11 protein-coding genes and 2 riboswitches are annotated in these 11919 nt (G+C 66.6%); of the genes, 7 read left to right on the top strand and 4 right to left on the bottom strand.

The features are described 5' to 3' along the window. Window positions 1–142 precede the first annotated feature (142 nt). Together ctaD and coxB are read right to left on the bottom strand one after the other, a co-directional pair. Entirely contained in the window at window positions 143–1771 is a 1629-nt protein-coding gene (ctaD, locus tag CE453_RS22020) for a cytochrome c oxidase subunit I (protein WP_089176510.1), read from the bottom strand. 20 nt (window positions 1772–1791) lie between these two features. After that, window positions 1792–2670 carry a cytochrome c oxidase subunit II gene (gene coxB / locus CE453_RS22015; protein ID WP_089176509.1) on the bottom strand — a complete coding sequence of 293 codons (879 nt, stop codon included), beginning with the start codon at window positions 2668–2670 and terminating at the stop codon, window positions 1792–1794. A gap of 352 nt (window positions 2671–3022) precedes the next feature. On the opposite strand from coxB, the gene CE453_RS22010 reads away from it, so the two are divergent. From CE453_RS22010 to CE453_RS21980, 7 genes are all read left to right on the top strand, one after another. Next, entirely contained in the window at window positions 3023–3532 is a 510-nt protein-coding gene (locus tag CE453_RS22010; protein ID WP_089176508.1) for an invasion associated locus B family protein, read from the top strand. Next, window positions 3529–4134: a hypothetical protein gene (locus CE453_RS22005; RefSeq protein ID WP_089176507.1), complete on the top strand. Its 606-nt coding sequence runs from the start codon at window positions 3529–3531 to the stop codon at window positions 4132–4134. Before CE453_RS22010 ends, CE453_RS22005 begins: the two co-directional genes overlap by 4 nt. A gap of 126 nt (window positions 4135–4260) precedes the next feature. Next, window positions 4261–4358: riboswitch (glycine riboswitch) on the top strand. Beyond that, a riboswitch (glycine riboswitch) is annotated at window positions 4359–4466 on the top strand. 48 nt (window positions 4467–4514) lie between these two features. Beyond that, window positions 4515–5678: a glycine cleavage system aminomethyltransferase GcvT gene (gene gcvT, locus CE453_RS22000; RefSeq protein ID WP_089176506.1), complete on the top strand. Its 1164-nt coding sequence runs from the start codon at window positions 4515–4517 to the stop codon at window positions 5676–5678. 35 nt (window positions 5679–5713) lie between these two features. Next, the gene (gcvH, locus tag CE453_RS21995; RefSeq protein ID WP_089176505.1) at window positions 5714–6088 is read left to right on the top strand and encodes a glycine cleavage system protein GcvH; all 375 of its coding nucleotides are present in this window, start codon (window positions 5714–5716) and stop codon (window positions 6086–6088) included. 83 nt (window positions 6089–6171) lie between these two features. After that, complete coding sequence (gene gcvPA, locus CE453_RS21990) at window positions 6172–7512, top strand: aminomethyl-transferring glycine dehydrogenase subunit GcvPA (protein WP_089176504.1); 1341 nt, start codon at window positions 6172–6174, stop codon at window positions 7510–7512. Beyond that, on the top strand, window positions 7512–9086 hold the full coding sequence (gcvPB, locus tag CE453_RS21985; RefSeq protein WP_089176503.1) for an aminomethyl-transferring glycine dehydrogenase subunit GcvPB: 1575 nt from the start codon (window positions 7512–7514) through the stop codon (window positions 9084–9086). Before gcvPA ends, gcvPB begins: the two co-directional genes overlap by 1 nt. Window positions 9087–9213: 127 nt before the next feature. Beyond that, on the top strand, window positions 9214–10476 hold the full coding sequence (locus tag CE453_RS21980; RefSeq protein WP_198302177.1) for a L,D-transpeptidase family protein: 1263 nt from the start codon (window positions 9214–9216) through the stop codon (window positions 10474–10476). A gap of 5 nt (window positions 10477–10481) precedes the next feature. Here the strand turns inward: CE453_RS21980 and CE453_RS21975 are convergent, their stop codons facing one another. Further along, window positions 10482–11288 (bottom strand): dienelactone hydrolase family protein, encoded by an 807-nt coding sequence (locus tag CE453_RS21975; RefSeq protein WP_157733141.1) that lies wholly within the window; start codon window positions 11286–11288, stop codon window positions 10482–10484. Between the two features lie 145 nt (window positions 11289–11433). After that, window positions 11434–11910, bottom strand: coding sequence for a F0F1 ATP synthase subunit B family protein (locus tag CE453_RS21970; RefSeq protein ID WP_089176500.1), 477 nt, complete (start codon window positions 11908–11910; stop codon window positions 11434–11436). Window positions 11911–11919: the final 9 nt, after the last annotated feature.

Raw genomic sequence — 11919 nt, 5'->3', positions numbered from 1 at the left:
GTCTTCGTACTCTTAGGAACGGCGCCGTCTGCGGCGCAGGGTGTTTCAAGCGGATCGTCGGAGCCGCCCGTCTCCGGAACGCCTTTCCCGGGCGCTCGGGGGAGGGGCGGCGGCGGGCCGGGGAGGCCCGCCGCCTGTTGTCTCAGTGGTCCGAGCCGGTGATGCGCGGCAGCGTCTCGAACTGGTGGAAGGGCGGCGGCGAGGACAGCGTCCACTCCAGGGTCGTCGCGCCTTCGCCCCACGGATTGTCACCGGCGAGCTGCTTGCGGCTGAAGGCGACGACGATGCCGTAGAGCCAGATCAGCAGGCCGAAGGCGAAGATATAGGAGCCGATCGACGACCAGAAATGCCAGCCCGCGAAGGCGTCCGGATAGTCGACATAGTGACGCGGCATGCCGGCGAGGCCCAGGAAATGCTGCGGGAAGAACAGCAGGTTCGCGCCGATGAAGGCGACCCAGAAGTGGAGCTTGCCGATCCAGTCCGGGATCACATAGCCGCTCATCTTCGGGAACCAGTAGTAGAAGCCCGCGAAGATGCCGAAGACGGCGCCGAGCGACAGCACGTAGTGGAAATGCGCCACGACGTAATAGGTCGCATGCAGCGAGCGGTCGACGCCGGCGTTCGCCAGCACGACGCCGGTGACGCCGCCGACCGTGAACAGGAAGATGAAGCCGATCGCCCAGACCATCGGCGCGGTGAAGCGGATCGAGCCACCCCACATCGTCGCGATCCAGGAGAAGATCTTGATGCCCGTCGGCACCGCGATGACCATCGTCGCGAACACGAAGTAGCGCTGCGTGTTGAGCGAGAGGCCGGCCGTGTACATGTGGTGCGCCCACACGATGAAGCCGACCACGCCGATCGCGACCATGGCGTAGGCCATGCCGAGATAGCCGAAGATCGGCTTCTTCGAGAAGGTCGAGATGATGTGGCTGATGATGCCGAAGGCCGGCAGGATCATGATGTAGACTTCGGGGTGGCCGAAGAACCAGAACAGGTGCTGGTAGAGGACCGGGTCGCCACCGCCAGCCGGGTCATAGAAGGTCGTGCCGAAGTTGCGGTCGGTCAGCAGCATGGTGATCGCACCGGCGAGCACCGGCAGCGCGAGCAGCAGCAGGAAGGCCGTCACCAGCACGCCCCAGGCGAAGAGCGGCATCTTGTGCATGGTCATGCCGGGCGCGCGCATGTTCAGGATCGTGGTGATGAAGTTGATCGCGCCCAGGATCGAGGCCGCGCCCGCAAGGTGCAGCGACAGGATGCCGAAATCGACCGAGGGGCCGGGATGGCCCATGGAGGAGAAGGGCGGGTAGACCGTCCAGCCCGTGCCGACGCCGTTCACGCCCGGCGCGCCGGGGACGAACATCGAGATGATCATCAGCACGAAGGCGGCGACGGTCAGCCAGAACGAGATGTTGTTCATCCTCGGGAAGGCCATGTCCGGCGCGCCGATCATCAGCGGCACGAACCAGTTGCCGAAGCCGCCGATGACGGCGGGCATGACCATGAAGAAGATCATGATCAGGCCGTGGCCGGTGACGAAGACGTTGTAGGTCTGGCCGTTCGAGAAGATCTGCATTCCCGGATACATGAGCTCGATGCGCATCATGATCGACAGGAAGCCGCCGACGAGGCCCGCAATGATCGAGAAGATCAGATAGAGCGTCCCGATGTCCTTGTGGTTGGTGGACAGAAGCCAGCGCCGCCATCCGGTCGGATGGGCATGGGCCTCGTCGTGTCCGTGGCTATCAGCGTGCGGTGCCGCGGTTGCCATGATCTCGTCTCCTCGGCGACTTACTTGGACGCGGCAGCGAACTTGCTGCCAGCGTCTTCGGCATTAGCGAATTTCTGCTTCGCCTCGTTCAGCCAGGCGGCGTAGCGCTCCTGGCTGACGACGCGGAAGGCGATCGGCATGAAGGCGTGGTTCTGGCCGCAGATGAAGGAGCACTGACCGTAATAGATGCCCTCGCGCTCGGCCTGGAACCAGGTTTCGTTCAGGCGGCCGGGGATCGCGTCGATCTTGATGCCGAAGGACGGCACCGTGAACTTGTGGATGACGTCGGCACCGGTCACCTGGATGCGGACGATCTTGCCGACCGGAACGACCGCTTCGTTGTCGACGGCGAGAAGGCGAGGAGCCTCGGCGGCGGCGATCTTGTTGGAGGAGATCGCCTCGGCGCGGGCCTTCTCGTCGAGCATCAGCGAATCGAAGCCGAAATTGCCCTTGTCCTGCACATACTCGTAGGACCAGTACCACTGCTTGCCGGTGACCTTGATGGTCATGTCGGCCTGCGGCACCTCAAGCTGCAGCTTGAGCAGGCGGAAGGACGGGATCGCGATCACCACCAGGATCAGGACCGGGATCACGGTCCAGCACACCTCGAGCAGAGCGTTGTGCGTGGTCTTGGACGGGACCGGGTTCGCCTTCTCGTTGAAGCGGAAGATCACATAGATCAGCAGCGCGAGCACGAAGAGCGTGACCGCGAAGATGATGATGTTCAGCCAGTCATGGAACCAGTGGATGAAATCCGCGACCGGCGTCGCGGCGCCCTGCAGATTGATCTGCCAGGGAGTCGGCATCCCGGTGCCGGCGAGGGCCGGGGCGGTCGCCAGCGCGATGGCAGCAAGAGCCGCGATGGCGGCGGTTGCAAGGGTCCTGCTCAGAAATCGCATTGGTCCGACATAGCTCCTCAATCGACCTGCGTGGGAGCCGAAGCTCGGGTCCACGCACGAAGGGGCGACCGCGAGGTCACCCTGCTCTTCGGGATTGCGATAAATCAAAGATCACGCTTGCGCCAGAGGGGCAATGCCGAGAGCCCCTGCATGCCGTGCGGCATAATCACGCGAAGCTGTGCTTGAAGTGCGGCACGAAGGCGCAGCCCGCCTTGACAGGGCCGGGCCTGCATGGTCGGAACGCATTTCATGTTGATGGCGGCGGGATTCCGCGAGGCAGCCGGGCTTTTGCCCGAATTCTGCGTATCTGCTGCGGTTCGTGACGTATGATCCGGTTTGGAGGACGGCAGGGATGAAGAGGATCCTGGGGGCGCTTGGCGTCTTGGCGCTGACGCTCGTGGCGGTGGGTTTCGCCGCCGGCTCCGCTTTTGCACAGGGGACCGTGCGCTCGACACATGGCGACTGGCAGATGCGTTGCGAGGTGCCTCCGGGCGCCAAGACCGAGCAATGCGCGCTCGTTCAGAATGTCGCCGCCGAGGACCGCCCGAATCTCACGCTGCTCGTCATCGTGCTGAAGACGGCGGACCAGAAGAGCCGGCTGCTGCGGGTCGTCGCCCCGCTCGGCGTGCTGCTGCCGTCCGGCCTTGGTCTCAAGATCGACGACAAGGATATCGGCCGCGCGGGCTTCGTGCGCTGCCTGACCACCGGTTGCGTCGCCGAGGTCGTCATGGACGACACGCTGCTAAACCAGCTCAAGGGCGGCAAGAGCGCGACATTCATCGTATTCCAGACGCCGGAAGAGGGGGTGGGCGTGCCCGTCTCGCTCAACGGCTTCGGCCCGGGCGTGGAGGCGCTGCCGTGATCGATCAGACTGTGACCGTGAGCCGTTGGCTCGCCCTGCCGTTGCTCTGCCTGGGCCTTGCCGGCTGCGGAACCCCGTCCTCGTCTTCGCCCACCGGCAAGGCGCTCAATGTGCTGATGTTCCAGTCGACGACCCCGCCGGCGCCGGACCAGTTGCCGAAGGACGAGGATGAGGTGACGGAGGTGTGTCCGGAAGTCACCGTCGCCGATGGCGGCGCGGCGATCCGCGCGCAGGCCGGGCAGGATTCGGGTGGCCTGCGCTACCAGATCTCCATCGCCAACGTCGCGCGCGAATGCACCTCGCTCGGCAAGGGCGGCGGCTTCCGCCTCAAGGTCGGTGTCGAGGGGCGCGTGCTGCTCGGCCCGGCTGGCAGCCCCGGCAGCTACGGCGCCACGCTGACCACGGTTGTGACGCGCGGCAATGGCGTGGTCGCGCGCCGCTCGGCGCGCGTTGGCGCGACGATTCCCGGCGGACAGAGCGGCGCCGATTTCGCCTATGTCGAGGACGGTATCACCGTGCCGGCGGGTCAGGGCGACGTCGAGATCTTCGTCAGTCTGGGTCATGGCGGCGCGGCCGCTCCGGCGCGCCATCGCCGGCGCTAGATCGCCAGAGCCGGTCGGGCTGCTCCAGCCTGATCGGTGAATCCGCATCTCGATGCAGCTTTGCCTTGAAAGAAGGCGCCGCCCCGATTGACTGGGCCGGCGCCTTCTGTATCTCTGCCCCAGCCGCATATCCCCGCGGGAGAGACCGGGCCTGATCCGTCAGGGCCGGCGCCGAAGGCGCAACCGCCCCGGAAACGCTCAGGCAAAAGGACCGCTTGGGGACTTGGCGCTCTGGAAAGCGGCGGGAGCGATCCCGCCCACCGACGGGTGTAACTCGTCCGGCTTCGCGGTCGGCGGGGAAATCTCTCAGGTTCCGAGACAGAGGGGGCGCGCTCCGGACATCCGTCCGGCGCTTGCGCTCGATTCTGGAAGGGGCCGCCATGGCTGCCGAAGCCGCAGAAGCCACCCACGAAGCCTCCGGCGCCGCCGCGCCGCTGAAGACGCCGCTCCATGCCCGCCATGTCGCGCTCGGCGCCCGCATGGTGCCCTTCGCCGGCTACGACATGCCGGTGCAGTATCCGACCGGTATCCTGACCGAACACAACTGGACCCGCGAAAAGGCCGGCCTTTTCGACGTCTCGCATATGGGCCAATGCTTTCTGATCGGTCCCGATCACGAGACCACGGCCAAGGCGCTGGAAGCGCTGATTCCGGCCGACATCGTCAATCTCGCCCCCGGCAAGCAGCGCTACTCGCAGCTTCTCAACGAGGAAGGCGGCATCCTCGACGACCTTATGATCACGCGCTCGATCGATCCCGACGAGGACGGCGCGCTCTATCTCGTCGTCAACGCCGCTTGCAAGGATGCCGACTACGCCCATATCGAGGCGCGCCTGCCGGCCAATGTGAAGCTGGTCAAGGCCGAGCATCGCGGCCTGATCGCGTTGCAGGGGCCGGGCGCGGAAGCGGCGCTCGCGAAGATCGCGCCGGAAGCCGCCGAGATGGGCTTCATGACCTCCCGCACCATGAAAGTCGCCGGCATCAAGGCCAATGTCAGCCGCTCCGGCTACACTGGCGAGGACGGCTACGAGATCTCGGCTGCCGCCAACAAGATCGGCGAGATCTGGGACACGCTGCTGCTCGACGGCAACGTCAAGCCGATCGGCCTCGGCGCCCGCGATTCGCTGCGGCTGGAAGCGGGCCTGTGCCTCTACGGCCATGACATCGACACCACGACCTCGCCGATCGAGGCCGCGCTCAACTGGTCGATCCAGAAGCGCCGCCGCGAGGAGGGTGGTTTCCCCGGCGCCGCGCGCGTCCAGCGTGAATTGGCCGAGGGCGTCTCGCGCATCCGCGTCGGTTTGAAGCCGGAAGGCCGCGCCCCCGCACGTGAGGGCACCGAGATCGCGACGCCCGAGGGCGAGGTGATCGGTGTCGTGACCTCCGGCGGCTTCGGCCCGACGCTCAACGGCCCCTGCGCCATGGGCTATGTCGCCAAGGCTCACTCGGCGCCGGGCACGCAACTCAACCTGATCGTGCGCGGCAAGCCGCTGCCGGCCGTGGTGGCGACGATGCCCTTCGTGCCGAACGGCTACAAGCGCTGAACCTTTTTCCAGACATCTGACGCCAGGAGGAAACCATGGCCGAGACCCGTTACAGCAAGGACCACGAATATATCCGCATCGAGGGTGACGTCGGCACCGTCGGCATCTCCGACTACGCCCAGTCCCAGCTCGGCGACGTCGTCTTCGTCGAGCTGCCGGCCGTCGGCAAGGCGCTGGCCAAGGGCGGTGAGGCCGCGGTGGTCGAGAGCGTCAAGGCCGCCTCGGAGGTCTATGCCCCGGTCTCGGGCGAGGTCGTCGAGGTCAATGCCGAGCTTGAGGCCGCCCCGGGCACCGTCAACGAGGACCCGGCCGGCAAGGGCTGGTTCCTGAAGATCAAGATCAAGGACGCTGCCGAGCTCGACGCCCTGATGAACGAGGCCGAGTACCAGAACTACGTGAAGTCGCTCTGATTTCTGGCGCCGCCGCGGATTTTCCGCGGCGGCGCATTGCTTCGACGGCCTCAGAGCCCGAAACCGACAACGGACATTTCTCCATGCGCTATCTCCCGCTCACCGATACCGACCGCGAGGACATGCTCGCGCGGATCGGCGTCTCTGATATCGACGCGCTCTTCAGCGACGTGCCGGCCGGCAAGCTGCTGAAGGCCCCGGTCGATCTGCCCCGCGCCAAGGGGGAGCTCGAGGTCGAGCGCATCCTCGGCAAGATGGCCGGCAAGAACACCGCCGCCTCGGCCGTGCCCTTCTTCGTCGGCGCCGGCGCCTACAAGCACCATGTCCCTGCGACGGTGGATCACCTGATCCAGCGCTCGGAATTCTTGACCAGCTATACGCCCTACCAGCCCGAGATCGCGCAGGGCACGCTGCAATATCTCTTCGAGTTCCAGACCCAGGTCGCGGCGCTGACCGGCATGGAGGTCGCCAACGCCTCGATGTATGACGGCTCGACCGGCACCGGCGAGGCCGTGCTGATGGCGCATCGCGTCACCAAGCGCCGCAAGGCTGTGCTCTCCGGCGGCCTGCATCCCCATTACACCGCGGTCGTCGAGACCCTCTCCGAGATGGCGAATGACGAGGTTGTGGCACTGCCGCCGGACGTCTCCGCCAGCGAGGACATCCTCTCCCAGATCGACGACAGCGTTTCCTGCGTCGTCGTCCAGTCGCCGGATGTGTTCGGCAATCTGCGCGACCTGAAGCCGATTGCCGAGAAGGCCCATGCCCATGGCGCCCTGCTGATCGCGGTCTTCACCGAGGTCGTCTCGCTCGGCGCTGTGGTGCCTCCGGGCGCGCAGGACGCCGACATCGTCGTCGGCGAGGGCCAGTCGATCGGCAACGCCCTGAATTTCGGCGGCCCCTATATCGGCCTCTTCGCCGCCAAGTCGAAATATATCCGCCAGATGCCGGGCCGGCTCTGCGGCGAGACGGTCGATTCGACCGGCCAGCGCGGCTTCGTGCTGACGCTCTCGACCCGCGAGCAGCATATCCGCCGCGACAAGGCGACCTCGAACATCTGCACCAATTCCGGCCTCTGCGTGCTGGCCTTCACCATCCACATGACGCTGCTCGGCCAGGCCGGTCTCGCCCGTCTCGCCGAAGTGAACCATGCCAATGCCGTGAAGCTCGCCGACGCGCTCGCGGGCGTCGAAGGCGTGACCGTGCTCAACGACAGCTTCTTCAACGAGTTCACGGTGAAGCTGAAGAAGCCCGCCGCCGAGGTCGTCGAGGTGCTCGCCGCCAAGGGCATCCTGGCCGGCGTCCCCGTCTCGCGGCTCCTGCCCAAGGCGGGGCTCGACGACCTGCTGATCATCGCCTCGACCGAGGTGAATACCGATGAAGACCGGGCGGCCCTCGTGGCGGCGCTCGTGGAGGTGCTGTGATGCTGAACCGTCAGGGACGTCCCACCCAGGCCGGCGAGGCCGCTCATGCCGAGCACGCCACCTTCACCGGCAACAAGGCGCTGCAGCAGATTGAGCCGCTGATCTTCGAGATCGGTCATCACGAGGCGACGGGCGTCGATATCGACAAGCCGGCGCCCTTCAAGTCGCGCCTGGGCAAGCATGCCCGCCAGGGCGAGATCGGCCTGCCCGGCCTCTCCGAGCCCGAGACGATGCGCCATTATGTCCGCCTCAGCCAGAAGAACTACGGCATCGATACCGGGCTCTTCCCGCTCGGCTCCTGCACGATGAAGCACAATGCCCGCCTCAACGAGAAGATGGCGCGGCTGCCCGGCTTCTCCGACGTGCATCCGCTGCAGCCGCTCTCGACCGTGCCTGGCGCGCTCGACCTGATGCTGGAGCTCGCCCGCTACCTGATGACGCTGACCGGCATGCCGGCGGTGGCCCTCTCGCCGAAGGCCGGCGCCCATGGCGAGGCCTGTGGCATGATGGCGATCAAGGCCGCAATCGAGGCGAAGGGCGAGGGCGCGACCCGCAATGTCGTGCTCGTTCCCGAATCGGCCCATGGCACCAATCCGGCGACGGCGGCCCTGATCGGCTTCTCGGTGAAGGCGGTTCCCGCCCGTCCGGACGGCACCGTCGCCGTCGAGGACGTCAAGGCCCTGCTCGGGCCGGATATCGCCGCGATCATGCTGACCAACCCGAACACCTGCGGCATCTTCGAGCCGCAGATCGTCGAGATCGCCGCGGCGATGCATGAGGCCGGCGCCTATTTCTACTGCGACGGCGCCAACTTCAACGCGATCGTCGGCAAGGCCCGGCCGGGCGATCTCGGCGTCGACGCCATGCACATCAACCTGCACAAGACCTTCTCGACGCCCCATGGCGGCGGCGGTCCCGGTGCCGGTCCGGTCGTGCTCTCCGAGCGTCTGGCGCCCTTCGCGCCCGTGCCCTTCATCCATGTCGAGAACGGCAAGCCGCATCTAATCGAATCGCGCGGCGAAGCGCCGGCGGGCAACCAGCCCTTCGGCCGCATGACCGCCTTCCACGGCCAGATGGGCATGTATGTCCGTGCGCTCGCCTATATGCTGAGCCACGGCTCGGACGGCATGCGCCAGGCCTCCGAGGATGCGGTTCTCAACGCGAACTACATCCGCGCCGGCCTCGCCGACCTGATGTCGCTGCCCTTCCCGGACCATCCGTCGATGCACGAGGTGCTGTTCGACGACGAGTGGCTGAAGGGCTCGGGCGTCTCGACGCTCGATTTCGCCAAGGCGATGATCGACGAGGGCTATCATCCCATGACGGTGTATTTCCCGCTCGTCGTCCATGGCGCCATGCTGATCGAGCCGACCGAGTCGGAGTCCAAGGCGGCGCTCGACCTCTTCATCGCGACGCTGCGCGACCTCGCCATCGCGGCCAAGGGCAATGACAAGGAGCGCTTCACCAGCGCCCCGCATCACGCCCCGATCCGTCGCCTGGACGAGACCCGCGCCGCCCGTTCGCCAGTGCTGAAATGGGAAAAGCCGGCTCCGGCCAAGGAAGCGGCGGAATAGGCGTCTCGCCCGTCCTGACGGCATCCGTCAGCATGGTGAAGAGCGTTGCGCCGCTCTTAAGCTTTCCTTGACTATGTCGGACAATGATCGCCCCCGTGCCGCTCTCTGCGGCTCGGGGGTTCGTTTTATGTTCGCGCGTACCTGCATCCTCGTCACGGCTGCCGTCAGCTTCGTCGCAGTCTCTGCGCTCGACGTGCGCGCCAACGAGCCGAGCTATGGCCCCAACACCTATGATCGTACCCTTCAGGCGCTGGTCGCGCATGAGGAGGTCGCCAGCCGCGGCGGCTGGCCGAAGGTGCCGGCCGGAGTCACGGCGCTCAAGCCGGATTCGCAGGGGCCGGAGGTCGTCGCCCTGAAGCAGCGCCTCATCGCCAGCGGCGACCTGCCGGCCGATGCGCTGGCGGGCGATGTCTATGATGCGGCCGTCATGGAGGCCGTGAAGCATTTTCAGCGCCGCCATGGCCTGTCGGACCTCGGCACCGTCGGCCGTCTGACGCTCAGGGCGATGAACACCTCGGTCGAGACGCGCCTCAATCAGCTCACCGCCACGCTGGAGCGCCTCAAGGGCAATGGCTTCAACTTCGCCCATCGCTATGTCGTGGTGAACATCCCCGGCGCCAGCGTCGAGGCGGTCGAGGACGGGCAGGTGCGCGAGCGCCATCTCGCCATCGTCGGCCGCCCGGACCGGCCTTCGCCGGTGATCCAGGCCAACATCACCTCGGTCAACCTCAACCCGTACTGGACGGTGCCGATGTCGATCGTGAAGGCCGACATCATCCCGCACATGCGCAAGGATCCGACCTTCGTCGCCAAGTCGAACATGAAGCTGCTCGGGGCCGAGAACAAGGAGATCGACCCGGCGAGCGTGAACTGGTCGACGATCACCAATCCCTATTTCTACGTGCGGCAGGAGCCCGGCCCGACCAATTCTCTCGGCCAGCTCAAGATCGACATGCCCAACAGCGACGCGGTCTATATGCACGACACGCCGAAGAAGACGCTGTTCCGCAACGATGTGCGCTTCAACTCCTCCGGCTGCGCCCGCATCGAGGGCGTGCGTGACCTCGCCGCCTGGCTGCTCGAGGGCACGGAGTGGAACCGGCAGGCGATCGAGGATGAGATCGCCAAAGGCGAGCGCAAGAACATTCCGCTGAAGAAAGCGGTGCCGGTGGCCTGGGTCTACCTCACCGGCTGGCAGGGCGCCGACGGACAGGTCCAGTTCCGCGACGACATCTACGGGCTCGACACGCCGCAGGGCATCGTCACCTCGACGATCCAGGCGCGCAAGCCGAAGCCGAAGGCGATTGCCACGCCTCAGCCCCGGCCCGCAACCGTGCCGGTGACGGCCGTGGGGAATCCTCCGGCCCCCGCGGCGACCGCGAGCAACTGAGCCGGTCAGGGCGCCTTCAGGATCGCCATCACAGCCGAGATCGCCTGATTGCGCGCTGTGGCGTCTGTGCCGATCGTGACCTTGCCGTCCGGGCGCTGTGAAAAGGCGGCGCGCCGTTCGCGCAACGGCAGGTCCGGATGGTCGAAATCGTGATAGGCGCCGGCAAAGCCGACGAAGTGCGCCTTCCCACGCTGTGCCAGTTCCTCGCAGGGCGCCGCCGGCGTCCAGTCGTCGGCGAGCCCCTGGAAGATCGCCGTGTCGGTCTGCGGACGCCAGTCGCGCTTCAGCAGGACGCGGCAGCCGGGATAGAAGGCGATGACATGGCGCAGGCGCCTGGCCTCCGGAGCGCCCGCGACACGCAGCGCCGTCGAGCCGCCATTGGACCAGCCGATCAGGCTGATGCGATCGGATACGGCGAAGCTCTGTCGGGCGAGCCAGTCGATCGCCGCAAAGGCGTCGCGAGCCCGGTCGGCTGGCGTCAGCGCGCGGTCGCGCTCGTTGCAGAGTGCTCTGATCCCGCGTGGGCCGAAGCTGTCGACGAGCAGCACGGCATAGCCGGCTCGCACCAGCCGCTGCGACCAGTCGGTTTCGCGCGCGCCAATTTCGCCCGAGCGCGTATAGAGCCCGGCGCAGCCATGCAGGCCGATGACGACCGGGAACGGGCCGGCCCCCGGCGGGCGCGCCAGCCAGCCGACGAGCTCCCGCGCATCGCGCGACGGAAAGCCGACCTTGTCGAAGGCATCGGCTCCGCCGAGCGCCGCGGCGAGAAGCGCCGGAACGATCAGGAGAGCGCGGAGCAGGTTGCCGATCATCGCGAATGCCCTTGGATCCGAAGCGGAGGCCCTGCCGCTATGGTTGCGACGGCATCCCATGGCATGATTTCGGCGGAAGCCGGGCAAAGAAAAACGCCGCGCCCGGAAGAGCGCGGCGTCGAATGTTCGAGCGATCGGCTGAGGCTCAGTTGAGCTTGGCCTTGACCTCGTCCAGCCCGGAGGCGAAGGCGGCGTCGCCGGCCTTGCCCGCCATCTGGCCGCGCAGGATCGTCTCGGCGGCCTTGGTGGCGGCCTCCGCAGCTGCGGCGCGAACCTCGGCCTCGGCCTGGCTCTCGGCCTGGGCGATCTTCTCCTCGGCCGCCTTGGTGCGGCGGACGACGAAGTCCGCGAGCTTGGCCTCGGCTTCCGCCGCGAGGCGCTTGGCCTCGTCATTGGCGGAGGAGACGATCTCGGCGGCCTCGGCCTCGGCGGCCTTGCGCTTGGAGTCGTATTCGGCCAGCAGCTTCTCGGCCTCCTGGCGCAGGCGGCGGGCTTCCGCCAGCTCCTGAGCGACCTTCTCGCCGCGCGCGTCCAGACCTTTCACGATCATCTTCGGCACGCCGAACTTGACGAGGATCGCGAGGAAGATGACGAGCGCGACGCCAACCCAGAAAGTATCCATCAGAACTCT

This window comes from Bosea sp. AS-1, assembly GCF_002220095.1.
In the GTDB taxonomy this organism is placed as follows: domain Bacteria; phylum Pseudomonadota; class Alphaproteobacteria; order Rhizobiales; family Beijerinckiaceae; genus Allobosea.
The sequence above is the reverse complement of the archived record's forward strand: the minus strand, read 5'-3'. Positions and strand labels throughout refer to the sequence as shown.